General features: G+C 70.0%; 20 protein-coding genes and 1 tRNA gene. 16 read left to right on the top strand and 5 right to left on the bottom strand.

Annotation, left to right across the window (positions count from 1 at the left end; genetic code table 11):
* Positions 1-137 precede the first annotated feature (137 nt).
* The 4 genes from ACFYWX_RS18340 (at position 138) to ACFYWX_RS18355 (ending at position 4,671) form a co-directional block, all read left to right on the top strand.
* Positions 138-1,706 (top strand): MFS transporter, encoded by a 1,569-nt coding sequence (locus tag ACFYWX_RS18340; protein ID WP_389425062.1) that lies wholly within the window; start codon positions 138-140, stop codon positions 1,704-1,706.
* A gap of 218 nt (positions 1,707-1,924) precedes the next feature.
* The gene (locus ACFYWX_RS18345) at positions 1,925-2,461 is read left to right on the top strand and encodes a hypothetical protein (protein WP_389425063.1); all 537 of its coding nucleotides are present in this window, start codon (positions 1,925-1,927) and stop codon (positions 2,459-2,461) included.
* Between the two features lie 204 nt (positions 2,462-2,665).
* Positions 2,666-3,064: a DUF485 domain-containing protein gene (locus tag ACFYWX_RS18350; RefSeq protein WP_389425064.1), complete on the top strand. Its 399-nt coding sequence runs from the start codon at positions 2,666-2,668 to the stop codon at positions 3,062-3,064.
* Complete coding sequence (locus ACFYWX_RS18355) at positions 3,061-4,671, top strand: cation acetate symporter (protein ID WP_389425065.1); 1,611 nt, start codon at positions 3,061-3,063, stop codon at positions 4,669-4,671. The genes ACFYWX_RS18350 and ACFYWX_RS18355 overlap by 4 nt, the downstream gene beginning before the upstream one ends.
* A gap of 183 nt (positions 4,672-4,854) precedes the next feature.
* Here ACFYWX_RS18355 and ACFYWX_RS18360 read toward each other — a convergent pair whose 3' ends face one another.
* The 3 genes from ACFYWX_RS18360 to ACFYWX_RS18370 all read right to left on the bottom strand — a co-directional run bounded on the left by ACFYWX_RS18360 (position 4,855) and on the right by ACFYWX_RS18370 (position 10,059).
* Positions 4,855-5,748: a cellulose-binding protein gene (locus ACFYWX_RS18360; protein ID WP_389425066.1), complete on the bottom strand. Its 894-nt coding sequence runs from the start codon at positions 5,746-5,748 to the stop codon at positions 4,855-4,857.
* A 165-nt stretch (positions 5,749-5,913) separates the two neighbouring features.
* Positions 5,914-9,060, bottom strand: coding sequence for an SUKH-4 family immunity protein (locus tag ACFYWX_RS18365; protein ID WP_389425067.1), 3,147 nt, complete (start codon positions 9,058-9,060; stop codon positions 5,914-5,916).
* Between the two features lie 9 nt (positions 9,061-9,069).
* Entirely contained in the window at positions 9,070-10,059 is a 990-nt protein-coding gene (locus ACFYWX_RS18370) for an SMI1/KNR4 family protein (protein ID WP_389425068.1), read from the bottom strand.
* A 306-nt stretch (positions 10,060-10,365) separates the two neighbouring features.
* Here ACFYWX_RS18370 and ACFYWX_RS18375 point away from each other — a divergent pair, with 306 nt between their 5' ends.
* Together ACFYWX_RS18375 and ACFYWX_RS18380 are read left to right on the top strand one after the other, a co-directional pair.
* Positions 10,366-10,881 carry a YwqJ-related putative deaminase gene (locus tag ACFYWX_RS18375; protein WP_389425069.1) on the top strand — a complete coding sequence of 172 codons (516 nt, stop codon included), beginning with the start codon at positions 10,366-10,368 and terminating at the stop codon, positions 10,879-10,881.
* A gap of 56 nt (positions 10,882-10,937) precedes the next feature.
* A complete protein-coding gene (locus tag ACFYWX_RS18380) occupies positions 10,938-11,432 on the top strand; it encodes an SUKH-3 domain-containing protein (protein ID WP_389425070.1) in 495 nt (164 codons plus the stop codon).
* 27 nt (positions 11,433-11,459) lie between these two features.
* Here ACFYWX_RS18380 and ACFYWX_RS18385 read toward each other — a convergent pair whose 3' ends face one another.
* Positions 11,460-12,755, bottom strand: a complete 1,296-nt coding sequence (locus ACFYWX_RS18385) for a sensor histidine kinase (RefSeq protein WP_389425071.1) — start codon at positions 12,753-12,755, stop codon at positions 11,460-11,462.
* Between the two features lie 167 nt (positions 12,756-12,922).
* On the opposite strand from ACFYWX_RS18385, the gene ACFYWX_RS18390 reads away from it, so the two are divergent.
* From ACFYWX_RS18390 to ACFYWX_RS18425, 8 genes are all read left to right on the top strand, one after another.
* The gene (locus tag ACFYWX_RS18390) at positions 12,923-13,789 is read left to right on the top strand and encodes a hypothetical protein (protein ID WP_389425072.1); all 867 of its coding nucleotides are present in this window, start codon (positions 12,923-12,925) and stop codon (positions 13,787-13,789) included.
* A gap of 8 nt (positions 13,790-13,797) precedes the next feature.
* A tRNA-Gln gene (locus tag ACFYWX_RS18395) sits at positions 13,798-13,869 on the top strand.
* Between the two features lie 113 nt (positions 13,870-13,982).
* Positions 13,983-15,431, top strand: coding sequence for a bifunctional UDP-N-acetylglucosamine diphosphorylase/glucosamine-1-phosphate N-acetyltransferase GlmU (gene glmU, locus ACFYWX_RS18400; RefSeq protein WP_389425073.1), 1,449 nt, complete (start codon positions 13,983-13,985; stop codon positions 15,429-15,431).
* Between the two features lie 130 nt (positions 15,432-15,561).
* Complete coding sequence (locus tag ACFYWX_RS18405) at positions 15,562-16,536, top strand: ribose-phosphate diphosphokinase (protein ID WP_389425074.1); 975 nt, start codon at positions 15,562-15,564, stop codon at positions 16,534-16,536.
* Between the two features lie 177 nt (positions 16,537-16,713).
* Entirely contained in the window at positions 16,714-17,304 is a 591-nt protein-coding gene (locus ACFYWX_RS18410) for a 50S ribosomal protein L25/general stress protein Ctc (protein WP_389425075.1), read from the top strand.
* 72 nt (positions 17,305-17,376) lie between these two features.
* A complete protein-coding gene (pth, locus tag ACFYWX_RS18415; RefSeq protein WP_389425076.1) occupies positions 17,377-17,979 on the top strand; it encodes an aminoacyl-tRNA hydrolase in 603 nt (200 codons plus the stop codon).
* A 46-nt stretch (positions 17,980-18,025) separates the two neighbouring features.
* A complete protein-coding gene (locus ACFYWX_RS18420) occupies positions 18,026-18,529 on the top strand; it encodes a hypothetical protein (protein ID WP_389425077.1) in 504 nt (167 codons plus the stop codon).
* A 210-nt stretch (positions 18,530-18,739) separates the two neighbouring features.
* On the top strand, positions 18,740-19,438 hold the full coding sequence (locus ACFYWX_RS18425; protein WP_389425078.1) for an LPXTG cell wall anchor domain-containing protein: 699 nt from the start codon (positions 18,740-18,742) through the stop codon (positions 19,436-19,438).
* Between the two features lie 64 nt (positions 19,439-19,502).
* Here the strand turns inward: ACFYWX_RS18425 and ppc are convergent, their stop codons facing one another.
* The gene (gene ppc, locus ACFYWX_RS18430) at positions 19,503-22,232 is read right to left on the bottom strand and encodes a phosphoenolpyruvate carboxylase (protein ID WP_389425079.1); all 2,730 of its coding nucleotides are present in this window, start codon (positions 22,230-22,232) and stop codon (positions 19,503-19,505) included.
* A 305-nt stretch (positions 22,233-22,537) separates the two neighbouring features.
* Here ppc and ACFYWX_RS18435 point away from each other — a divergent pair, with 305 nt between their 5' ends.
* Positions 22,538-23,548, top strand: coding sequence for an acyl-CoA desaturase (locus ACFYWX_RS18435; RefSeq protein ID WP_389425080.1), 1,011 nt, complete (start codon positions 22,538-22,540; stop codon positions 23,546-23,548).
* A complete protein-coding gene (locus ACFYWX_RS18440) occupies positions 23,545-24,222 on the top strand; it encodes a TetR family transcriptional regulator (protein ID WP_389425081.1) in 678 nt (225 codons plus the stop codon). The genes ACFYWX_RS18435 and ACFYWX_RS18440 overlap by 4 nt, the downstream gene beginning before the upstream one ends.
* Positions 24,223-24,256: the final 34 nt, after the last annotated feature.

Here is a 24,256-nt window from a genome sequence, read left to right on the forward strand (position 1 = left end):
TCCACCGCCGGGTGGAGGGCTTCTCGGGGCCAACTCCACCCTCCGGCGCACCCAGGCTGCACCCTCCCGTCACGTGAGGGTCAATGCGAAGCTGTCCGACGGCAGATAGATGCAGGGGGCACGGGAGGGGACTGCGAGTGAGCGGTACGACACCGGCGACACGCGGCGCCGCACAGCGCACGGCCACCGGCAGGCGGGGCGCCGTCGTCGCCGCGCTCATGCTGTCGATGGCACTGGCGGCGCTGGACTCCACCATCGTCTCCACGGCCGTACCGCAGATCGTCGGCGACCTGGGCGGCTTCTCCGTCTTCTCCTGGCTGTTCTCGGGCTATCTGCTGGCCGTCACGGTCACCCTGCCCGTCTACGGCAAGCTCTCCGACACCTTCGGCCGCAAACCGGTGCTGGTCGTCGGCGCGGCCGTGTTCCTGCTGGGCTCCCTGCTGTGCGCGCTCGCCTGGAACATGGCGGCGCTGATCGCGTTCCGTGTCGTACAGGGCCTGGGCGGCGGGGCGTTGCAGGGCACGGTGCAGACGCTCGCCGCCGACCTGTACCCCCTTGAGGAGCGCCCGAAGATCCAGTCCAAGCTGTCCACGGTGTGGGCGGTGTCGGCGGTCGCGGGCCCGGGCATCGGCGGGCTGCTCGCGGCGTACGCCGACTGGCGGTGGATCTTCCTCGTCAACCTGCCGATCGGCTCGGTGGCGTTGTGGCTGATCGTCCGTCATTTGCACGAGCCTCAGCGGGAGTCACTGCGGGAGCCGCCAGGCGAGTCGCAACGGCAGTCCCGTCCGAAATCGCGTCCCCACGCGCGCGTGGACTGGCCGGGCGCACTCGCGGTGTTCGCGTGCGGCGGCGTCCTGCTGGCGGCGCTGGTGCAGGGAGGCGTAGCGTGGCCGTGGCTGTCGGCGCCCTCGTTCGCCCTGTTCGGTGCGGGGCTGGCGCTGGCCGCGCTGGTCGTGGTCGTCGAACGCCGGGCGGCCGAGCCGATCATCCCGGGGTGGGTGTGGCGCCGCCGCACGATCGCCGCGGTCAACCTCGCGCTGGGCGCGCTGGGCCTGCTGATGGTGGCCCCGACGGTGTTCCTGCCGACGTACGCGCAGTCGGTGCTGGGCCTCGCCCCGGTGACCGCCGGATTCGTGCTGTCCGTATGGACGTTGAGCTGGCCGGTGTCCGCCGCGCTGAGCCAGCACGTCTACCGCAGGATCGGCTTCCGCGACACGGCGCTGCTCGGCATCGGCGCGGCCGCGCTGGTGCTGTTCGCGTTCCCGTTCCTGCCGTATCCGGGCGAGGCCTGGCAGCCGACGCTGCTGATGCTCCTGCTGGGCGCGGCCCTCGGCCTGTTCCAACTCCCCCTGATCGTCGGCGTCCAGTCGACGGTCGGCTGGGCGGAGCGCGGCACGACGACCGCGTCCGTGCTGTTCTGCCGTCAGACGGGCCAGACCGTCGGCGCGGCGGTCTTCGGCGCGGTCGCCAACGGGGTGCTGGCCGCGCGGCTCGGCGGCGCCAACGACCTGGACTCCGTCACCCGGGCCCTCGACGCGGGCACGGCCCCCGAGGCCACCCGGCACGCGATCGCGGAGGCGGTGCACGCGGTGTACCTGGGCGCGGCCTGCGCGGCGGCACTGGCGTTCCTGGTGCTGCTGTGCGTGGCGCCGCGCCGCTTCCCGGTGCTGCAAAATCCCGGGGACCGGGACGGCTCGGCGATCTAGAATCGCGGCCGACCATCAGGCAGGACGGCCACCATCAGAGGGCGGCCATCGCCAGGGGACGGCCACCATCAGGGGACGGCCACCATCAGGGGACGGCCACCATCAGGGGACGGCCACCATCGGGGGGACACATGCGCATGCAACGGACACGGCACAGACCTGTGGGAACTCGCCGCACACTCCGGTCCGTCGTCGGATCACTGGCCGCACTCTCCGCCGTGCCGTTCCTCGCCGGCTGTGGCGGCTTCAGCCTCGACGGCCCCGGACCCGTCCTCGCCTCGCCGCCCGTCTCCTCCGCGCCCTCCGAGCGCACCCTGGGCCCCGACGGCATCGGCCCGTTCGAGGTCGGCATGAGCCTCGACGAGGCCGAGGCCACCGGCCAGTTCGAGGCGCGGGACGAGGACCCCAAGGCCTGCATGACCCACACGAGCCCCGACGACATCCGCGTCGGCTGGTCCAGCAAACTCGGCATCACCACGCTCACCGCCGAGAACGTGCGCACTCCCGAGGGCATCGGCGCCGGCTCGACCTTCGCCGAGGTCAAACGGGCCTACCCGAAGCCCGCCGAAGCCGGCGACATGCCGTTCGACGAGCAGCTCGCGATGATGGGCGTGATCTGGACCGCGGTGCCGGACCGGCCCGACAACATGTACGCGATCAAGTTCGACACCTCCCACCTCGCCGGCCGCGCCCAATTCGACCAGGCCACCGTGCAGGTCGTCATGCTCAAGTTGGTGGCGGAGCAGAACTGCTGACGGTCGGACACCGCACCTCAGAGACCGGTTAACGCCGGTAACACCCCAGGTCGGCAACGGTTTGGCGTAGTAAGCGCATACCGACCACTCAGTTTGCTGAAACCCTCCCGCTGCTCCGAAGCGCCGAGTAGCGTGCGTGGCTCGCGCCCCCCCACCTCCCTGCGGTCCGCCGCCACGGACCCGAGCCACGCAAGGAGCACCGGGATGTTCCACGACCCGCCGCCCACGCACCACACCTACCCCTGGCAGCCGCCCCCGCCGCCCGGACCCGCCCGGCGCCCACCGGCCCGACCACCCCTCGGCCACCACGGCGACCTGCGGATCCTGCGGAGCGCCTACCGCCGGCAGCGACGCGTGGCAACCCTCACCGCACTCGGCTACTTCACCCTGTTCCTGATCCTGTCCGCGTTCGCGCCCTCCTTCATGACCGGCACGATCACCGACGGACTGCCCGCGGGACTTGTCCTCGCCCTGCTCCAACTGCCCGTCACCGGGCTGGCGATCGTCCTGTACGAGCGCACGGCCCGCCGCCGCGTCGACCCGCTCGCCGACCGCATCCGCAGGCAGTCCGCCCTGGACGCCAGGCGGGAGGCCACCCGATGACGGAACTCAGCGGCGACGCCCAGACCATGTCACTGGTCGCCTTCACGGCCGTCGTCACCGTCACCCTCCTGCTGTGCGTGATGACCGGCCCCGACCGCGACGACCTCGACGAGTTCTACACCGGCTACCGCTCCCTGTCCCCCCTGCGCAACGGCCTGGCCATCGCCGGTGACTACATCTCGGCGGCGACCGTCCTCGGCACCGGCGGCGTGATCGCCCTGTTCGGCTACGACGGGATCGTCCTCGCCCTCAGCACCGCGCTCTCCCTGATGCTGCTGATGTTCCTGCTGGCCGAACCCCTGCGCAACGCGGGCCGGTTCACCATGGGCGACGCCCTGACCCGCCGTATGCCCGGACGGGCCGTCCGCGTCACCGCATGCGTGGTCACCATCGCCGCGCTGTTGCCGATGATGCTGGTGCAACTGGCCGGCACGGGCCAGCTGCTCGCCTTCATCCTCGGCTTCTCCGGCGACGCGGTGAAGACGGGATGCGTCCTCGTGATGGGCGCCCTGATGATCAGCTACGCGGCGATCGGCGGCATGAAGGGCACCGCCCTCATCCAGATGCTGAAGATCGTCATCCTGCTCGGCTCCGGCACCGTCGTCGCCGTGCTCGTCCTGAGCCGCTTCGACTGGAACCCGGGAGCCCTCTTCGACGCGGCCGCACGGCAGAGCGGCGTCGGATCGGCCTTCCTCCACTCGGGCCTGCAGTTCACGGGCGGCGCGAGCCCCCGCCTCGACATGATCACGTCCGAGCTGACGGTCGTCCTCGGCGGTGCCTGCCTGCCCCACATCACCATGCGCATGTACACCGCCTCCAGCGCCCGCCAGGTCCGCCGCTCCATGTCCTGGGCGGTGGCGAGCGTGGCCGTGTTCGTACTGGTCATCACCGTCGTCGGAGTCGGCGCGACGGCCCTGGTCGGCCGGGCGGCGGTCGCCCAGGCCGACCCGCGCGGCAACACCGCCTACCTGATGGGCTCCCGCGCGGCCTTCGGCCCCGACATCTCCACGGCCGAGACACTGCTGTTCACCACGGTCACCACCGCGATCTTCCTCACGGTGCTCGCCTCGGTCGCCGGCATGATCCTCGCCTGCGCCAACTCCCTCGCGCACGACGTGTTCGCCGCCCGCGTGAGGGAGATGTCCCCACACCGCGAGATGCTCCTGGCCCGCCTCTCCGCCCTGGCCATCGGCATCCCCACGGTCCTGCTGGCCGTCCAGGTCCAGCACCGCAGCCTGCAACCCCTGGTGACCCTGTCCTTCTGCCTGGGCGCCTCCGCCCTCGCCCCCGCCCTCGTCTACAGCCTCTTCTGGCGCCGCTACACCCGAACCGGCCTGCTCAGCACCCTCATCGGCGGCTCCCTCTCCGTCCTGCTGCTGATGCCGGGCACCAACCTCGTCTCCGGCTCCCCCGTCTCCGCCTTCCCCGACGCCGACTTCAACTGGTTCCCCTTCACCACGACCGGCCTCGTCACCATCCCCCTCGGCTTCGCCTTCGGCTGGCTCGGCACGGTCGCCTCCGGCCGGACCAAGGCAGAGGAACAACGCAAGCAGTACGAGGCGGTGGAGGGCTGGATTCTGGCGGGGGCGGTACGGAGGGAGAGCTGAGGCGGCTGAGGGGCGGGCGTCGCACTGCGCGCGCAGCGCATCACTAGGCGGGAGCCCGCCATGCGCGCGCAGCGCATCACAGGCGGGGGCCCACCATGCCCGCGCAACGCTTCACGAGTGGGGGCCGGCCCGCCATGCCCACACGGCGCTTGACGGGGCGGGGGCCCGCTTCGTCGGCTGCGGCTACTCCGCCACCCTCCCCGTCAGCGCCGTCAGCGCCGTCAAGCTGCTGCGTACGTGGTCCATGTGGGCCTGTACGTCGTCCCGCCGCTCTCCGTGTTCGCGCAGCATGCGCTCCGTCTCGCACGCGATGTGCTCCTCACGCACCCGCGCCTCGGCCACCACCTCCACGGCCCGCGCCCCCGCCTCCTCCTGCCGCCGCCGCGCCGACTCCTCCGCCTCGGCGAACGCCTGCTTCGCCTCGGACAGCGCCGCCTCCGCCCGCGTCACCGACCGGGCGTGTTCCGCGTCCAGCGCGGCGGCCCGCTCGGCCGCCTCCCGCTCCACCTCGGCGAACCGCTCGGCGAACTCCTTCCCCTGCTCGGCGAGCATCCCGGTGGTGCGCTGACGCATCTCCCGCAGCGCGGCCACCGCCTCACCCCGGCTCTCCTTCACCTCACGCCGGGCACTCACACGGATCTCGTCCGCCTCTGCACGCGCCGCGAGCAACCGCTGACGGACGCGCTCCTCGGCCTCCGCACGCAGCGCGTCCGCCTCCTCCTGCGCCCCCTGGCGCCATTCCAAGGCGTCCGCCTGCGCCTCGGCACGCCACTCCCGCGCCTCACACCGCGCACGCTCCCGCTCGGCCGCCGCCTCCTCCTCCACCTGCTCGAAAAGGCGCCGGGCGCGCTCCCCGAGCGCCTCGTACGTCTGCGGAGCGAGGTGCGTCACCGCCTCCCGCAGCCACTCCGCCTCCTCGTCCATGTCCCGGGCGAGCACGGTGAGGCGGGCGGCCCGCTCCCACGCCGCGTCACGATCCTCGGAGAGCGCCTCGACGTACGCATCGACCTGTTCGGGCCGATAGCCACGCCCGCGGACGATCACGAAACCGTGGGACGACACCGATGCGCTGCTCATCCTGGAACCCTCTCCGCCGGATCCATTTCGCGCACATCTTGATGGATCAGACGGAAGTGTTCATAACGCGACACTCCACTTATAAACCACGAACGCCTGTAAGACACAGAAAGGGGCCGGGCCAGGTCGTGCGACCGGGCCCGGCCCCCTGCCTGAAGGCTGCCGTCAGAGCAGCCCGTCCCACATCTGTTCCAGCAGCACCGACCACCAGCTCTCCGGCGAACCGAGCGCCGCCGGATCGAGCGCGGCCAACTGGGCCTGGAAGTCGACGGTCCAACGGCCCGCCTGCTCCTGGTTCAGCCCGAACCGCAGCCGCCACATCCGCCCGAGCAGCGCGAGGCACCGCGCGAACTCCGGCAGACCGGTGTTCACGAACTGCGGCGGTACGGGCGCCCCGCCGGGCCCCGCCTCGACGGGGACGGCGACGATGTTCGCCGTCCCGTACTGCACGCAGATCGCCTTGCCGAAGTCCGTGCCCATCACCAGGTACGAACCCGCGTCCGAGGCCGGGTGCACCCCGCGCTCCTGCGCCAGCTCAGCCAGCGTCGGCACGGGCCGCCCGGCCACGGCCTGCGCCCAGAAGAACGGCCCCATGTCCGCCGGCAGCCCCGCCACGACCAGCGTGTGCGCCACGATCGGCGGCACACCCTGACGGGACACCGCGGCCTGCTCGAACCGGAACACCCCCGGCCCGAACGCCGCCGCCAGCTCCTGCGCGATGCCCTCCGGCGGAACCGGCGGCGCCGACTGCACCGGCGGCAACGGCGCGCGCACCGGCGCGGGGCGCGCGGGGCCGTCGGCCACCTGGTGCAACTCGCCCTGGTGCGCCAGCAACTGCTGCATGCCCTGCTGCCGACTCGCGTGATCCGTGCCGTACGGGGCGATGCTCGTGATCCGCGCCTGCGGCCAGTTCTCCCGGATCATCCGCGCACAGTACGCACCCGGCAACTCACACGACTCCAGCTCCGTGTGCAGCTCCAGCACCTGGTCCGGCGGCACGTTCATGCCACGCAGCTCGTGGAAGATCTGCCACTCCGGGTGCGGCGTCCCCGGCGCGGAACGCCGGATCAGCTGCTGCTCGGAACCGTCCTGGGCGCGGTAGCGCAGCACGGCCTGATAGCCCGGCCCGACCGTCGGCAGACCGGCCTGCTGCGGATACCCGTACGCGGGCGGCGGCCCGCCAGGACCGGGCTGCCCCGGCGGCGGGACCGCACCAGGAGGCATGGGCTGGGGGGCACCCGGAGGCATACCGGGAACACCGTGGCCACCGGGGCCACCGGCACCGGGCGCACCTGGGGGAGCGGGAGGAGCACCGGGGACCCCAGGGGCGCCAGGCATGCCGGGGGCCTGCGGGGGCGGGGGCACGCCCGGGCCACCCACCGGAGGCCCGGCCAGCATGGTCTCGGCGTGGTGGACGGCGCCATGCGCGCCACCTGCCGAGCCGTGAGCGCCCGGAGCGCCGGGTGCACCCGGGGCGCCCGGAGGCTGCGGCGCGCCCGGGACGCCCGGAGCAGCCGGAGGCTGAGGAGCACCGGCGACACCCGGGGCACCAGGCGCGCCCGGAGCACCGGGAACGCCAGGCGGATGGGGCGCACCGGGGACACCGGGCGCACCCGGCGCGTGCGGCACACCCGGACCACCCGGACCACCCGGACCACCGGGCCGCTGCGGCGCGCCCGGAGGCTGCGGCGCGCCCGGAGGCTGCGGCGCGCCCGGAGGCTGCGGCGGCGCACCCCCGCCCATCCGGCCGGGATCGGCGAGCATCGTGGCGGCATGGTGGACACCACCCGGAGGCGTACCACCAGGTGTGTTCGGCATACCGGGAGCGTTCGGCGGAGCGGGCGGGTGGGGACCACCCGGCACGTTGGGCGCACCCGGGCCGCCCTGACCCTCGGGGCCGTCGGGGCCGAGCGCCGACACGAGCTGCGTAGGCACATACCCGCCGGCAGGAGCACCCGGCGCCCCCGGTGCGGACGGCGGCGGAGGCCCACTGCCCGGCCGCACACCCGGCGCTCCGGGAGCACCCGGCGGAGGCGGCGGGGTCACCCCCCGCCCACGACGAGGAGGCGCCGCCTTGCTGGTCGCGGCATCGGCGATGTCCCCGGCATTCGGCGCCAACGGCCGCCCCGGCGCCCCCGGACCACCCGGCCCCTGAGGCGCACCCTGCGGATACCCGTACGAGGGCGCACCCCCCGGAGCCGGAGGCGGAGTACCAGGCCCGGCCGGAGCCCCGGCCCCCTGCGGATACCCGTACGTCGACGCACCGGGCCCAGGCGGAGGCGTACGGCCGTCGGCCCCAACCGGACCACCGGGGCCGCCCGGAGCACCGGGACCACCCGGACCAGTCGGCGCCTGCGGATACCCGGCCCCCTGAGACCCGTGCACGCCACCGGCCGTACCCGACGCACCTGGCGCACCCTGCTCATCGACCGCCGGTGCCACCGCCGTCCGAGGAAGCTGGCTCCCGCCCGACATCAGCGCCGTCTTGGCGTCCGGAGCGACAGGCGGCGGCGTGCCGTCGCCGACGTCGGTCAGAGGCGGCGCGAACACCGTCGCAGGCAGCGGTACGGAACGGTCCTCCCCCGCGTCGCCGTTGGTGTCCGTCCCCGCCCAGGGCGTCGCCCCAGCGGGCGCACTCGGCACACCGGGCGCCTCCGCACGCGCCCCCGCCGCGTCGTCACCCGTACCCGCGGCGGCCGGCCACGACGCACCACTCCCCTGCGCCGCGGAAGCCGCAACAGACGCGGAAGCCGAGGACGACGAAGACGGCGAAGACGGAAAGGACGGCGAAGACAGAGAGGACGACCCGAAAGGCTCCCCTGCCTGCGTCTCGGGCAGCGTCCCCGCCCCACCCGAGGCCGCCCCAGAAGCACCCGCCCCGGACGCCACGGAAGAAGCCCCCGAAGAGCTCTCCTCCCCAGCCCCCCGCCGATCCGGAATGCCCAGCTTGTCCGCCGCCTCCTGCAACCACTCCGGCGGAGACAACAAGAACGACGTCTGGTTCAGGTCCACCCGAGCCGCGGGCGCCGGCGCCGCATCGGCAACGCCCTCAGGAACGCCGTACTCCTCCTCGTACCGGCGGATCACCTCACCCACCGGCAGCGCGGGCCACAACGTGGCCTCCCCACTGTCCCGGGCGATCACCAGCCGCTGCGCACCCCCGTCCGAACGCGGCCCGTCCGCACGGTCCTCGCCCCACACCACGAACCCGAGTTCGAACTCCCGCACCCGCACCTCACGATGCTGGTACGCCGGCACATCCCCGTTGATCCACTCTTCCGCGCGCTCCTGCGCCTGCGCGAACGTCACCATCGCTTGAGCTCACTCCCCCACGGAAGAAACCGGAACGGCACGCGCGAACCCGCCGTCCACCATCAGGTTCGCCACGGTCTCCAACTCCGGCGGATTGCCCGCGAGCCGGGACAGGAAGACATCGAAATCCTCACCGCACGGCAGCAACAACCGCCCCGTACGCTCCGCCGGCGACATCGCCGGATCCACGTCCCGCACATCGTCGTACGCGCAGAACCACACCGAACCGATCCGGTCACCCTTCACCTTCACGGCCAACAACCCACCCTGGACAAAACCGACACCCAGGTAATCCTTCGTCAAATGGTCACGCAGACACTTGTTCACATACACCAGGTCATTGACCGCCGCCTCGTCCCGCACCGTGAAGAACGGCTGGTCCACCAGCAGCCCCAACTCCGCGTCCAGCGCGGCACCCACCGGCGCACAACCACCCGCCGCCTTCAGAAACGAACGGTACGCACCCGGCAACCGGTACCCGAGGTCCTCCTCGACCCCCTGCACCTGCTGCTCCGTCACCGCCACACCCGACTTCGGCAACCCGACATGCACCGGCCGCGTCTCCTGCAACGGACGCGTCCCCCGCTTGCCCTGATCGACCTGCGCCGTCGCCACCCCACCGTGATGCCGCAACAACGCCTTCACCTCGACCGGAACCAACTCCAGCCGCCGCGAACCCACCACGTGATGCCACGTCCAACCATGCGGCGTCGCCACCGCGGGCACCGTGTCCCACAGATCGTGCCCCGACGCCGCCAGCGCCGAATTCGCCGACACGTAGTCCGTCAGCCGCAACTCGTCGACCCCGAAACCCTCCGGCGGATCAGCGATCTCCGCCGCCGCACGCGCATAGGGCGAGAAGTCGGGGTAACCGTGCTCATCCACCCGCACCCCCCTCGGGTGACGAGTGGCCCGGACCGGATCCGGGAAGTGCACGACCTGCCCGGCATAGGCCGCGTTCGGCGGCGCGGCTTGCTGCCCGAGCCGACCTGTCGTCATGGCGGTTGCCCCCTGCGGCACTCTGTACGACCCACAGCGGCCGGCACCGTTCCGGTTCCGGCACACCACGGCCGTATTCGACTGTCTCCAACGGCACCGACGCGCGTTGACCGCACCTGTCGCGGTGCCGACAGCCTATGCGGTACGACGACACCGGTCACCGGGCCTCCGCTTCGGTGACCAGCCGTCACCCCACCGTGACAGCCAGCCCAAACCCGGGCGTGTCGCAGCGCCCCAGCTACCACACCGGCCCCCCGATTTGGCACCCTGTGACGTCCGGGGGATGCTCGGGAGGGGAAGACGATCATGAACACGACTCAAACGGGACCGCACACCAGCCGCTCCGGCGACCCCCGAATCGGCTGGAGCAGCAACGAAACCCCCACGATCCCCACCCTCCTCCATCGCCGCGACGGCATACTCCCCACCGTCGCCGCCGCCCTCTCCGTCCGCGGCGCCACCCTCACCGGCACCGCCGCCCGCGGCGACCAGCCCCCCACACTCCACCCCCTCGTCCAGGACTTCCTGGACACCCTCACCAGCGCCCAACGCGACCGCTTCACCGGCCGCTGCGCCGAAACACTCCTCATCTCACGCCACATCGCCAACGCCGACACCGCACGCAGCAGGCGCGCCACACGCAGACCCATGACCAACGGCGAAGCCCGCAAAGCCCTCAAACAAGCCAAACTCACCGCCCGCCGCATCCGCGAGGACGGCGACCCCCTCCACGGCAACTTCGCCACCCCCTGCCGCGCCTGCACCGCCCTCAGCGCCCACTTCGGCGTCCGCATCGTCGACCCCGCCGCACCAAACGACTGACCCCCACAGTCACAAACCACACCGCACCACACCGCACATCGACGAACAAAGGGCAGATGCACACCGACCGCACCTCCACCACCCGCTTCCCCGTCCCCGTGGACGCCGCCCTGCGCAACGCCGGCTGGCAACCCGGACGCTGGGACATCAAACAAGCCGAAATCTGGGCCGACACCCTCCGCGACCACGCCTCACCCGCAGGCCACCGCCACGCCGTCTTCCCCGCCGCCGTCGAAGCCTGGGCCGAATTCGGCGGACTCCACATCACCCCCACCGGCCCCGGCCGCCAGATCGCCCCCGCCACCCTCCACCTCGACCCCCTCCACGGCCTCCACCTCGCCCGCACCCTCGGCGACCTCGGCCGCGCCCTCGACACCGAAGTCAGCCCCCTCGGCGCCGAAACCGACACCCACGCCCTCCTCGCCATCGACACCGAAGGCCGCGTCTACGCCCTCGACCACACCGGCGACTGGTACCTCGGCCCCGACATCGACCAGGCCCTCGCCGGCCTCGTCACCGGCATAGAGCCCACCCGCCTCACCGCAGGCTGAACCCCCAGAGCTCCAAAGCCCCCGGCCCTACGACGCCGGAATCACCGCCGACACCCGAAAACCCCCCGCATCCGTCGGCCCCGACACAAACACCCCACCCAGCGCCAACACCCGCTCCTTCATCCCCACCAACCCATTACCCCCCGACGGCAACCGCGCCGACGACGCCGACGCCACCTCCGGCGGCGGCTCGTTCTCCACCTGCATCGCAATCTCCGACACCCGATGCGCCAGCCGCACATGCGCCTTCGCCCCCGCCGCATGCTTGTGCACGTTCGTCAGCGCCTCCTGCACCACCCGATACGCCGTCTGCTCCACCTCCCGCGCATACGACCGCGCATCCCCCTCCACCGACAGATCCACCACCATCCCCGCAGCCGCCGACTGCCCCACCAACTCCTCCAACTCGGACAGACACGGCCCCTCCCCACCCGGCTCCTCCTCCACCACCCGCGAAGCAACCGCCGCCACCGCCACCAACGGCACCGCCACCTGCCGCTGCGGCTCCCCGCTCCGCAACACCCCCAACATCTCCCGCAACTCCGTCAACGCCTGCCGCCCCATATCCCCCACCAACACGGCATTGCGCACCGCCTTCTCCGGATCCTTCCGCGCCACCGCCTGCAACGCCGCCGCATGCACCACCATCAGACTCACCCGATGCGCGACCACGTCATGCATCTCCCGCGCGATCCGCGTCCGCTCCTCGTTACGCGCCCACTCCGCCCGCTCCTCGGCACGCTCCGCCAGCAGCTGCAACTCCCGCTCAAGACTGTCCGCCCGCTCCCGCAAGCTCTCCATCAACCGCCGCCGCGCCCCCACGTACAACCCCAGCAGCACCGGCGGCGCCGTCAACCCCAACGACGTCGCGATCGACGCGAACGGAACGAACCAGTCCCCCAGCGTCAGACTCCCCCGGTCCATCCCCTGCCGCACCCGCACGAACGTCACGATCAACGTCCCCACCAGCGACATCCCCGCCAGCGACGCGATGATCCGCCGCGGCAGCTCGGCCGCGGCCAGCGTGTACAACCCGACGATGCCCATCAGGAACCCCATCTGGGCGGGCGTGATGGCGATCGCCACGAGCACCACGGCAATGGGCCACCTCCGCCGGATCAGCAGAACCGATCCGGCCGACAACCCGAACACCACCCCCACAGCCACCGGAATCCCCGCGGCACGCGCGAACGGAATCCCCTCCCCCGCGCACTCCAGCGCGGACACCACCGCCAGACTCGAATCGAACACCGCACTACGCCGTCTGTCCCACCACCACGGCCCCCTCAAGGCCGTCCCGTGGTCTTCCCCCGTCGTGGTCATGCCCTCCAGCCTACGGGCGCCCACCCCCGCTTTTCCGGCGAGTTTCCCCGACTGGCCTACACCACACTCCGTAACGGAATAACTCCGAAACCGCCCGGTATCCCTCGAACTGCTGAACCATGGCCGTTCGACCGCGGAACCGATCATTCCGCCCGGACGGTATGCGTATGGCACATTCATATGGCAAGTACGCGGACTTCGAGGGGTTGCGGGAGCGGGCGGTCGCCTTGCGGCGGGCGGGACACAGCCGACGCCAGATCCGCGACCGGCTGCACGTCGACAACAACGACATCCTCAACCGGCTCCTGGAGGGCGAGCCGCCTCCCGAATGGACGAAGCGCCCGAACGCAAAGGACGACCTCCGGGACAGGGCGAGGGAGCTACGGCTCCAGGGCTGGACGTACGACCAGATCCAGGTGGAGCTGGGGTGCTCGAAGAGTTCGATCTCGTTGTGGGTCCGGGATCTGCCTAGGCCGGAGCGGCGCGACCCGAAGGAGCAAGCGAAGCTGGCATCGCGGAAGCGGTGGGAGCACGAGCTGGCGGTACGGGACGAGGTGCGGCAGAAGACCAAGGCGGCGGCTGCTGGAGAGATCGGCAAGCTCTCCGACCGCGAGCTCTTCCTCATGGGTGTCGGCCTCTACTGGGCGGAGGGCTCCAAGGACAAGCCGTACGCCCGCCGCGAGAACGTCACCTTCGTGAACAGCGACCCGGGCATGATCAAGGTCTTCCAGGACTGGCTCGACCTTCTCGGAGTCGAGCGCGAGCGTCTGCGGTACACCGTGATGATCCATGAAACCGCAGACGTAGCAGCGGCCGAACAGTACTGGGCCGGCTTCGTGGGCGCCGACCGCTCCGCGTTCTACAAGACGACGCTCAAGAAGCACAACCCGAAGACAGTCCGGAAGAACGTCGGTGACTCCTACAGGGGCTGCTTGGTCATCAGGGTCCTGAAGGGGGCCGACCTGTACCGTCGTATCGAAGGCTGGTGGAACGGAATCGTTCTTGGCAGCTCGCCAGGCTCCGGTAAGGTCTGACGCAGTGATCCGCCGTGGGGTAACGGTAGCCCGCAGGCCTTTGAAGCCTTGCAGTGCTGGTTCGAATCCAGCCGGCGGAGCTGCATTCCTGGGCCCTGACCTCACCGTCAGGGCCCACTCTCATGTCCCCCACGAAACGCCCCGGTATCCTGCGGATGTCAACCCCCACCCTCCACAGCCGAAGGGCAACCCCGTGAGCGCCATTCGCCCGGCAGCCGTCGTCGTTCTCGCAGCGGGTGAGGGCACCCGTATGAAGTCGGCCACACCGAAGGTCCTGCACGAGATCTGCGGTCGCAGCCTCGTCGGCCATGTGCTGGCCGCCGCCCGAGAGTTGGACCCCGAGAACCTGGTCGTCGTGGTCGGGCACGCCCGCGAGAAGGTCGCCGGGCACCTCAACACCATCGACCCGGACGTCCGCACCGCGGTCCAGGCGGAGCAGAACGGCACCGGGCACGCCGTCCGCATGGCGCTCGAAGAGCTCGGCGGCAGCATCAACGGCACCGTCGTGGTCGTCTGCGGCGACACCCCCCTCCTGACCGGCGAGACGCTGAAGCAGCTCGCCGGCACGCACGAGGCCGACGGCAACGCCGTGACGGTGCTGACGGCAGAGGTCCCGGACGCCACCGGCTACGGCCGTATCGTGCGCGACGGAGCCTCCGGTGCCGTGACGGAGATCGTCGAGCACAAGGACGCCACCGAGTCGCAGCGGGCGATCCGTGAGATCAACTCGGGGGTGTTCGCGTTCGACGGGCAGCTGCTGGCGGACGCGCTGGGGAAGGTCCGTACGGACAACTCGCAGGGCGAGGAGTACCTCACCGACGTGCTCGGCATCTTGCGCGAGGCCGGTCACCGGGTCGGCGCCTCCGTGGCCGCCGATCACCGTGAGATCGCGGGGATCAACAACCGCGTGCAGCTCTCCGAGGCCCGTCGGATCCTGAACGACCGGCTGCTCACAAGTGCGATGCTCGCCGGTGTCACCGTGATCGACCCCGCCACGACGTGGGTGGACGTGACGGTGACCTTCGAGCAGGACGCGGTCGTCCATCCCGGTACTCAGCTGTACGGCTCGACCCACCTGGGCGAGGGCGCCGAGGTCGGTCCCAACAGCCGGCTCAAGGACACTCAGGTCGGGGCGGGAGCGCGGGTGGACACCACCGTGGCCGACGGGGCGCATGTCGGTCCTGAGGCGACCGTCGGGCCGTACGCGTATCTTCGGCCCGGTACCCGCCTCGGGCTGAAGGCCAAGATCGGTACGTACGTGGAGGCGAAGAACGCGTCGATCGGGGAGGGCACCAAGGTGCCGCATCTCTCCTACGTCGGTGACGCGACCATCGGTGAGTACACGAACATCGGTGCCGCGAGTGTCTTCGTGAACTACGACGGGCAGGACAAGCACCACACGACGGTGGGCTCGCACTGCCGTACCGGTTCGGACAACATGTTTGTGGCGCCTGTCACGGTCGGGGACGGTGCCTACACCGCCGCGGGCTCGGTGATCACGAAGGATGTGCCGCCGGGTTCGCTGGCCGTGGCCCGTGGTCAGCAGCGGAATATCGAGGGTTGGGTGGCTCGTAAGCGTCCGGGCAGCGCGGCCGCGAAGGCTGCCGAGCAGGCCTCCCGCCAGGAGGAAAGCGGAAGCTGACCGGAAACCGGTGCTCCAAACACGGCGTACCGTGATAAGTGCACACCCGCACCCCCCAGCTGAGACGACCTCTCATGCCCAGCCGAGGTCGCTCGACACCCAGCTGAGACACCTCTGAGGAGACAGTGCTGTGACCGGGATCAAGACGACCGGCGAGAAGAAGTTGATGTTCTTCTCCGGCCGCGCACACCCCGAGCTTGCCGAGGAGGTCGCCCACCAGCTGGGTGTCGGGGTTGTCCCGACCAAGGCCTTCGACTTCGCCAACGGTGAGATCTATGTGCGCTATCAGGAGTCGGCGCGCGGTGCGGACTGCTTCCTGATCCAGAGCCACACGGCTCCGATCAACAAGTGGATCATGGAGCAGTTGATCATGATCGACGCGCTGAAGCGTGCGTCGGCGCGCTCCATCACCGTCATCGTGCCGTTCTACGGTTACGCGCGGCAGGACAAGAAGCACCGTGGACGTGAACCGATCTCGGCGCGTCTGATCGCGGATCTGATGAAGACGGCGGGTGCGGACCGCATCCTGACCGTGGATCTGCACACGGACCAGATCCAGGGCTTCTTCGACGGTCCGGTGGACCATCTGTTCGCGCTTCCGCTGCTGGCGGACTACGTGGGTCGGAAGGTCGACCGGGACAAGCTCACCATCGTCTCTCCGGACGCGGGTCGAGTGCGGGTCGCGGACCGTTGGTGCGACCGCCTGGGTGCGCCGCTGGCGATCGTGCACAAGCGTCGTGACAAGGACGTGGCGAACCAGGTGACCGTGCACGAGGTGGTCGGCGAGGTCGAGGGCCGTGTGTGCGTGCTGGTCGACGACATGATCGACACGGGTGGCACGATCTGTGCCGCCGCCGACGCTCTGTTCGCGCACGGTGCGGAGGACGTCATCGTCACGGCCACGCACGGTGTGCTGTCGGGGCCTGCGGCCGATCGTCTGAAGAACTCGAAGGTGAGTGAGTTCGTCTTTACGAATTCCCTGCCCACGCCGGGTGAGCTGGAGCTCGACAAGATCACGGTGTTGTCGATCGCGCCGACGATCGCGAGCGCGGTGCGTGAGGTGTTCGAGGACGGTTCGGTGACGAGCCTGTTCGACGAGCAGTAGTCGTTCAAGGTCAATTTTTCTGTGGCCTCCTTCGCCGAGTAGACTGCTCAAGTTGCTCGGCGAGGGAGGCCGCATCCGTTCTTCGGTGCGGTTGTCCGTTATCGACGCGCTCTTCGTAGCAGGCCGTTCGTGGCCGGGTGACCACGTCCGTTCCTATGTTCTACGAGGAGTGATCACATGTCCGAGGTGAAGCTCGCCGCTGAGACGCGCACCGAGTTCGGTAAGGGTGCCGCGCGTCGTATCCGCCGCGACAGCAAGGTTCCGGGTGTTCTGTACGGCCACGGCGAGGCCCCGCTGCACCTGACCCTGCCGGGTCACGATCTGCTGCTGGCGCTGCGTACGCCGAACGTCCTGCTGTCGCTGGACATCGACGGCAAGAACGAGCTGGCGATCCCGAAGTCGGTGCAGCGTGACCCGATCAAGGGCTTCCTTGAGCACGTGGACCTGCTGCTGGTCAAGCGTGGCGAGAAGGTCAACGTCGAGATCTACGTGCACACCGAGGGTGAGCTGGCCCCGGGTGGCAACCTGCTGGAGCACGTGCTGAACGCGCTGCCCGTCGAGGCGGAGGCCACGCACATCCCCGAGTCCGTCACGGTCTCCGTCGAGGGTCTGACGGCCGGTGACTCCATCCTCGCCAAGGACATCCCCCTGCCGTCGGGCACCAAGCTCGACGTCGAGGGTGACACGGTCGTCCTGCAGGTGCTGGCCGCGCAGGCCGAGGAGGCCGTCGAGGGTGAGGGCGAGGGCGAAGAGGTCGCCGAGGCCTGATCCTCCCCTTTTCTTTCGTTTGCCGGCCGCCGCTCCCTCCCGGGGGCGGCGGTCGGCGCGTATCAAGGAGACATGCAGGTGACGACCGATGCCAATGCCCCCTGGCTGATCGTGGGGCTGGGCAATCCGGGGCCCGAGTACGCGGGTAACCGGCACAATGTGGGCTTCATGGTGGCCGATCTGCTGGCGGAGCGGGTGGGGGGCCGGTTCAAGCGGGCGGGGAAGGCGCAGGCGCAGGTCGTGGAGGGGCGTATCGGTCCGCCGGGGCCGGCGAACCGTCGGGTGATTCTGGCGAAGCCGATGTCGTTCATGAACCTGTCGGGGGGTCCGGTGAACGCGCTGCGGGAGTTCTTCAAGGTGCCGCTCGCGCACGTCGTGGCGGTGCATGACGAGCTGGACATCGACTTTGGGGCGTTGCGTCTGAAGCTGGGTGGCGGTGACAACGGGCACAACGGTCTGAAGTCGATGACGAAGGCGATGGGTGCGGAGTATCACCGGGTGCGGTTCGGGATCGGGCGGCCGCCGGGTCGTATGCAGGTCGCGGACTTCGTGTTGAAGGACTTCTCGTCGGCGGAGCGCAAGGAGTTGGACTACTTCGTGGACCGGGCGGCGGATGCGGTGGAGTGCCTGGTGATCGAGGGGTTGGAGCGGGCGCAGGGTACGTACAACTCCTGACTTGTCCGGGGCTGGGCGGAGTTGACTGGCCGTCCAGGTATGGCCAATGATCCCGGCCATGCCTGCCACAGCCCTCTCCTCTCGTCAGGCCTCGGTCGTCGCGTTGCGGTTCGGGCGGCTCGCGGCGATGGGGACGGTTGCCGTGTTGATCCTGATCGCGGGGGTCTGGGCTTCGTGGGGTGCCGCTCAGCACGTGATGCTGACCAAGGGGCGGGAGAGCGGCACGATCGAGGTGGCGCGCTGTGGTGGGGGCACGTGTTCGGGGCCGTTCACGCCGATGTCGCAGGGGGCGTCGGCGCGGGAGCGGGTCGTCATCGAGAAGTCGGTGGCGGTGCGCAAGGGGCAGACGTACACGGTTGTGGTGAAGCCGGGGTCGGACGAGGTGGTGCGTTCGGGGCCGGCCGGGGTGTTGTTCGCGTGGATTCCGCTGGGTGGTGCGCTGCTGTTGGCGTCGGTGGTGGTCGCGGGTGGGCTGGGGCGGGTGCGGGCCGGGTGGGTTTTGGCGGGGGTGGGGGTCGGGTTGTTGACGGCTGCGTTCGTGACGATCTGATGTGTGTGATTGACGTTCTGATGTGTGTGACTGACGTTCTGATGTGTGTGACCATCTGGCGTTCGTGACGGTCTGAGGGGTTTCGCCGTTCTTCATGGCGGTGGCGGGGCCGAGTGTTGTGTGTTCGTGATTGACCTGGTCATGGCCGGGGCTGGAAGCTGAGCCGCCCCCTCCACATCTTCTGTTGGTTCACTCGAAGATGGACTGCCCATGCGTACCCTCTCCCGTTTCGGCGCTGTGTTCGCCGTTGCCGCGGCCGCCCTGTTCGCGGCCCCTTCCGCCTATGCCACCCCTCCGGGTGACAACGGCACCGTGAAGATCCATGACGCCTCGACCGGCGAGGAGTTGCGTCGCAACGAGCCGCACGTGTGCGCGTTCTATCTGGACGCCTTCGGTTTTGACGGCGGTCAGAAGGTCGACTGGCACATCGAGGCCTGGGCGCCGACCGCCGCCACGAAGGGTGAGACGGTGAAGTCCGGTGCGATCACGCTGGACGGCGGGGGTCATGGCCGTACGGCGGACCTGTCGCTGCCGGACGGGCACTACAAGCTGTTCTGGAACTTCGACGGCGAGAAGGGTGCCGCGAAGCACAAGGTGTTCTGGTCGGACTGTGAGGACTCGGAGGGGGGCGGTGGTGCGACGCCGTCGGCGTCGGTGTCGCCGAGTTCCTCCGCGAGTGAGGGGGCGTCTGTGTCGGCGTCGCCGAGCGCGGGCTCGTCGGTGTCCGCGTCGGTGTCGGCGTCCTCCTCCGCGGCTGCTGCTGCGTCGCCGCAGGGGGGCGGCGAGGATGGTGACCTGGCCGAGACGGGCAGCAGTGCCCCGGTCGGGCTGTTGTCGGGTGTCGCGGCCGCGCTGGTCTCCGCGGGTGGGTATCTGGTGCTGCGTCGCCGGCAGGCTCAGCGAGGCTGAGGTAGGGAAAACCGGCAGTGCCCCCGAGGACGATCGGTCCTCGGGGGCACTGTCGTGTCCGCTCTCAGCCGGTGTTGCGCAGGCCGGCTGCCACACCGTTGACGGTGAGGAGCAGGGCGCGGGCGAGCAGCGGGTCGGGCTGTTCACCGGCGGCCGCGGCGTCGCGCTGGCGCTTGAGGAGGGTGACCTGGAGGTAGGAGATGGGGTCCAGGTAGGCGTCGCGGATGGAGACGGTCTGCTTCAGGACCGGGGTCGCATCCAGGAGTTCCTTCTCGCCCGTCACCTTGAGCACTTCGCGCACGGTGAGTTCGTGTTCGGCCTTGATGGTGTCGAAGACGTGGCGGAGTTCGTCGGGGACGAGGGTGTCGACGTAGTGCTGGGCGATGCGCAGGTCGGTCTTGGCGAGGGTCATCTCGACGTTGGAGATGAAGTTGCGGAAGAAGTGCCACTGTTCGTGCATCTCGTCGAGCACGGTGTCGAGGCCGGTCTCGCGCAGGGCCTTGAGGCCGGAGCCGACGCCGAACCAGCCGGGGACGATCTGCCGCGACTGGGTCCAGCCGAACACCCACGGAATGGCGCGCAGTCCGTCGAGCGAGACGCCGGAGCCGGGGCGGCGGGAGGGCCGGGAGCCCAGGTGCAGGTCGGCGAGCTGGTCCACCGGCGTCGACGCGAGGAAGTACGTCGGCAGGTCCGGGTCCTCCACGAGCTTGCGGTAGGCGTCGTGGGCGGCGTCGCTGACGACGTCCATGGCGGCGTCCCAGCGGGCGAGGGCCTCGACGGACTGGCGGGGTGAGGTGTGCAGGGCGGAGGCCTGGAGGGTGGCGGCGACGGTGAGTTCGAGGTTTTCCCTGGCCAGGGACGGGATGAGGTACTTGTCGGAGATGACCTCGCCCTGTTCGGTGACCTTGATCTCGCCTTCGAGGGTGCCCCAGGGCTGGGCGAGGATGGCGTCGTGGGAGGGGCCGCCGCCGCGGCCGACGGTGCCGCCGCGGCCGTGGAAGAGGCGCAGGCGTACGCCGTAGCGGTGGGCGACGTCGCGCAGGCGGCGCTGGGCGCGGTGGATCTCCCACTGGCTGGTGGTGATGCCGCCGAACTTGGAGGAGTCGGAGTAGCCGAGCATGACCTCCTGGACGTCGCCGCGCAGGGCGACGAGGCGTCGGTAGGAGGGGTCGGAGAGCATGTCTTCGAGGATGGTGTCGGCGGCCTTGAGCTCGTCGGTGGTTTCGAGGAGCGGCACGATGCCGATCTTGGCCCAGCCGGCGTGGAGGTCGACGAGTCCGGCTTCGCGGGCGAGGACGGCGGCGGCGAAGACGTCGTCGGCGCCCTGGCACATGGAGATGATGTAGGACTCGATGACTTCGGGTCCGAAGATTTCGAGGGCGCGCTTGACGGTCTGGAAGACGCCGAGGGTCTTGGCGCCGGCGGCGTCGACGGGGGCCGGGGTGGGGGCGAGGGGCCTTCTGGAGCGGAGTTCCTTGGCGAGGAGCTTGGAGCGGTACTCGCGGGGCATGTCGGTGTAGCGCCAGGATTCCTCGCCGAGTCGGTCGAAGAGCTGGCCGAGGGCGTGGTGGTGGGCGTCGGCGTGTTCGCGTACGTCCATGGTGGCGAGCTGGAGGCCGAAGGCGGCCAGCGTGCGGATGGTGCGGTTCATGCGGCCCTCGGCGAAGAGGGCGCCGCGGTGTTCGCGCAGTGAGGTCTGGATGAGGGTGAGGTCCTGCAGCAGTTCGCTGGTGCCGAGGTAGTCGCGGCCGGGCTGGTGGGGGGTGCCCTTGGCGAGGCGTTGCTTGGTGTTCTCGAGCTTCTGGCGGATGCAGGTGGCCTTGAGCCGGTAGGGCTCTTCGGCGTTGAGGCGCTTGTAGCGGGGGCTGATCTCGGGGAGGCGTTCGAGGTCGGTCTGGAGGGATTCGAGGAGTTCCTCGGTGGCGCCGGTGTAGCGGATGGAGTTCGACAGGAAGCCGCGGAGCTCGTCGATCAGCTCGAGGGCGTCGTTGATGCCGTGTTCGTGCTGGAGGATCAGCACGTCCCAGGTGACCTGGGGGGTCACGTTGGGGTTGCCGTCGCGGTCGCCGCCGATCCAGGTGCCGAAGGTCAGGGGGCGGGTGTCGTCCGGGAGGGTGACGCCGACGCGTTCGAGTTCGGCGGTGAGGTCCTCGAGGACGTCGCCGACGGCGCCGGCGTGGAGTTCGTCGAGGTAGTAGACGGCGTTGCGGGCCTCGTCGGCGGGTTCGGGGCGTACGACGCGCAGCTCGTCGGTCTGCCAGACGAGGTCGATGTTCTCGGCGAGGCGGATGTCGTAGCGGCGGCGGTCGGCCTCGATGACGGGGGTTTCGAGGAGTGCGGCGATGCGCCGGAGCTTGTTGAGTACCGACCGGCGTGCGGCCTCGGTGGGGTGTGCGGTGAACACCGGGCGAACGTTGAGGTGGCGGACCGTTTGGCGGATGTGCTCGGGGTCGGCGTCCTTGAGGCGGTCGGCGGTGCGGGCGAGGAGGCCGCCTTCGGCGGCGCGGCGGGCGCGCAGTTCGCGGCCGCGGTGGACCTGTTCGGTGACGTTGGCCAGGTGGAAGTAGGTGGAGAAGGCGCGGACGAGCTTGGCGGCGGTCTCCAGTTCGGTGCCGCGCAGCAGCTCGGCGGCGGCTTCGCCGTCCTCGCGGGTGAGGCGGCGGACCTTTTCCACGAGGTCGAGGAGGTCGGGGCCTTCCTGGCGGACGAGGGTCTCACCGAGGAGGTCACCCAGTCGGCGGATGTCGGCGCGCAGCTCGCTGCTGGTCGTCGTCTGGTCGTCGGCACTGCTCACAGGTGCGGCTCCTTGCAGTGTTGAAGCTCGTCTGGGAGGGGAACCCGGAGGGACGTCCCAGCGCGGCAGGCGCCGCATACGGGCGGAAACATCCGGGAAGGATTCAGAGCGGACCGCGCTGTCCGACCGACTCCCAGGATAGGTGTCGGTGCGGACGTGCAGACTCTCGGGCTCTTGCCGCGGGGCGACACGCTGCCATACTTACGACGCCGTAGGTTACGGAACCGTAGGTGAGTCCCGCTCGACTCCCACTCGGTTCGTGTACCGGGTATCTCTCCCAACCCTCGACCCCACAGGGGACGCCCATGACCACAAGTTCCGACGTGATCGAAGACGCCCAGAAGGCGAGCGACGACGCGGCCGTCCCCTCCGCGACGTTGGGTGGGGAGCAGAAACGCTCGATCGAGCAGATCTCCCTTCTGCTCTTCATCACCGTCCCGTTCCTCGCGGTGCTCGCGGCGGTGCCGCTGGCGTGGGGGTGGGGGGTGAGCTGGCTGGATCTCGGTCTGCTGGTCTTCTTCTACTTCCTGGGGTGCCACGGCATCACGATCGGTTTCCACCGCTACTTCACGCACGGCTCCTTCAAGGCCAAGCGGCCCCTGCGGATCGCGCTGGCGATCATGGGTTCGATGGCGGTGGAGGGGCCCCTGGTCCGCTGGGTGGCGGATCACCGCAAGCACCACAAGTTCTCGGACGCGGAGGGTGACCCGCACTCTCCGTGGCGGTTCGGTGAGACGGTTCCGGCCCTGATGAAGGGGCTGTGGTGGGCGCACATCGCATGGATGTTCGACGAGGAGCAGACGCCGCAGGAGAAGTACGCGCCGGACCTGGTCAAGGACAAGGTGATCCGGGCGATCTCCCGCCAGTTCGTCCTGTGGACGGCCCTGTCCCTCGCCCTGCCCGCGCTGATCGGCGGTCTGGTGACGATGTCCTGGTGGGGCGCGTTCACCGGCTTCTTCTGGGGCTCCCTCGTCCGGGTGGCCCTGCTGCACCACGTCACGTGGTCGATCAACTCGATCTGCCACGCGGTCGGCAAGCGGCCGTTCAAGTCGCGGGACCGTTCGGGCAACGTGTGGTGGCTGGCGATCCTGTCGTGCGGCGAGTCCTGGCACAACCTGCACCACGCCGATCCGACGTCGGCGCGGCACGGTGTGGAGCGCGGCCAGCTGGACTCCTCGGCGCGCTTCATCCGCATCTTCGAGAAGCTCGGCTGGGCGTACGACGTGCGCTGGCCGTCACGCTCGCGTATCGATTCGCGCCGGAACACCGGTGAAGGCGGTTCCCGGCGCCGGAAGGAGACGGCCGAGGCGGCATGATTGACGCCGTGGCGACCGACTCCAGCAGCACCCCGAGCAATGAGAAGCCGCGGCGTGCGCGTCGCACCCGGATGACCGGTGCGGAGCGGCGCCAGCAGCTGCTGGAGATCGGCCGCACCCTGTTCGCGGCGAAGGGCTTCGAGGGCACGTCGGTGGAGGAGATCGCGGCGAAGGCCGGGGTGTCCAAGCCGGTGGTGTACGAGCACTTCGGCGGCAAGGAGGGCCTGTACGCGGTCGTCGTGGACCGCGAGATGCGGCGCCTGCTGGACATGGTGACCAGCTCTCTGACGGCCGGCCACCCCCGTGAGCTGTGCGAACAGGCGGCCTTCGCCCTCCTGGACTACATCGAGGAGTACACGGACGGTTTCCGCATCCTGGTCCGTGACTCCCCCATCCCGCAGTCGACGGGTACCTTCGCGTCCCTGATCTCCGACATCGCCACCCAGGTGGAGGACATTCTGGGCCGCGAGTTCAAGAGCCGCGGCTTCGACCCCAAGCTCGCGCCGTTGTATGCCCAGGCCCTGGTCGGCATGGTCGCCCTGACCGGCCAGTGGTGGCTGGACGTCCGCCGCCCGAAGAAGGCGGAGGTGGCGGCGCATCTGGTGAATCTGGCGTGGCACGGGTTGGACGGGCTGGAGGCGAAGCCGCATTTGATAGGGCGCCGCAAGAGCTGAAGAAACGTTCCACTAGATGCATGTTATGGCATCA

The sequence above is a fragment of the Streptomyces sp. NPDC002888 genome, assembly GCF_042888465.1.
Classification (GTDB): domain Bacteria; phylum Actinomycetota; class Actinomycetes; order Streptomycetales; family Streptomycetaceae; genus Streptomyces.

Coding starts and splice junctions, on each gene's coding strand:
- ACFYWX_RS18350 (WP_389425064.1), top strand. CDS start 2,666: ATGTTCCACGACCCGCCGCCCACGCACCACACCTACCCCTGGCAGCCG.
- ACFYWX_RS18355 (WP_389425065.1), top strand. CDS start 3,061: ATGACGGAACTCAGCGGCGACGCCCAGACCATGTCACTGGTCGCCTTC.
- ACFYWX_RS18360 (WP_389425066.1), bottom strand. CDS start 5,748: ATGAGCAGCGCATCGGTGTCGTCCCACGGTTTCGTGATCGTCCGCGGG.
- ACFYWX_RS18365 (WP_389425067.1), bottom strand. CDS start 9,060: ATGGTGACGTTCGCGCAGGCGCAGGAGCGCGCGGAAGAGTGGATCAAC.
- ACFYWX_RS18370 (WP_389425068.1), bottom strand. CDS start 10,059: ATGACGACAGGTCGGCTCGGGCAGCAAGCCGCGCCGCCGAACGCGGCC.
- ACFYWX_RS18375 (WP_389425069.1), top strand. CDS start 10,366: ATGAACACGACTCAAACGGGACCGCACACCAGCCGCTCCGGCGACCCC.
- ACFYWX_RS18380 (WP_389425070.1), top strand. CDS start 10,938: ATGCACACCGACCGCACCTCCACCACCCGCTTCCCCGTCCCCGTGGAC.
- ACFYWX_RS18385 (WP_389425071.1), bottom strand. CDS start 12,755: ATGACCACGACGGGGGAAGACCACGGGACGGCCTTGAGGGGGCCGTGG.
- ACFYWX_RS18390 (WP_389425072.1), top strand. CDS start 12,923: ATGGCACATTCATATGGCAAGTACGCGGACTTCGAGGGGTTGCGGGAG.
- ACFYWX_RS18410 (WP_389425075.1), top strand. CDS start 16,714: ATGTCCGAGGTGAAGCTCGCCGCTGAGACGCGCACCGAGTTCGGTAAG.
- pth (WP_389425076.1), top strand. CDS start 17,377: ATGCAGGTGACGACCGATGCCAATGCCCCCTGGCTGATCGTGGGGCTG.
- ACFYWX_RS18420 (WP_389425077.1), top strand. CDS start 18,026: ATGATCCCGGCCATGCCTGCCACAGCCCTCTCCTCTCGTCAGGCCTCG.
- ACFYWX_RS18425 (WP_389425078.1), top strand. CDS start 18,740: ATGCGTACCCTCTCCCGTTTCGGCGCTGTGTTCGCCGTTGCCGCGGCC.
- ACFYWX_RS18435 (WP_389425080.1), top strand. CDS start 22,538: ATGACCACAAGTTCCGACGTGATCGAAGACGCCCAGAAGGCGAGCGAC.
- ACFYWX_RS18440 (WP_389425081.1), top strand. CDS start 23,545: ATGATTGACGCCGTGGCGACCGACTCCAGCAGCACCCCGAGCAATGAG.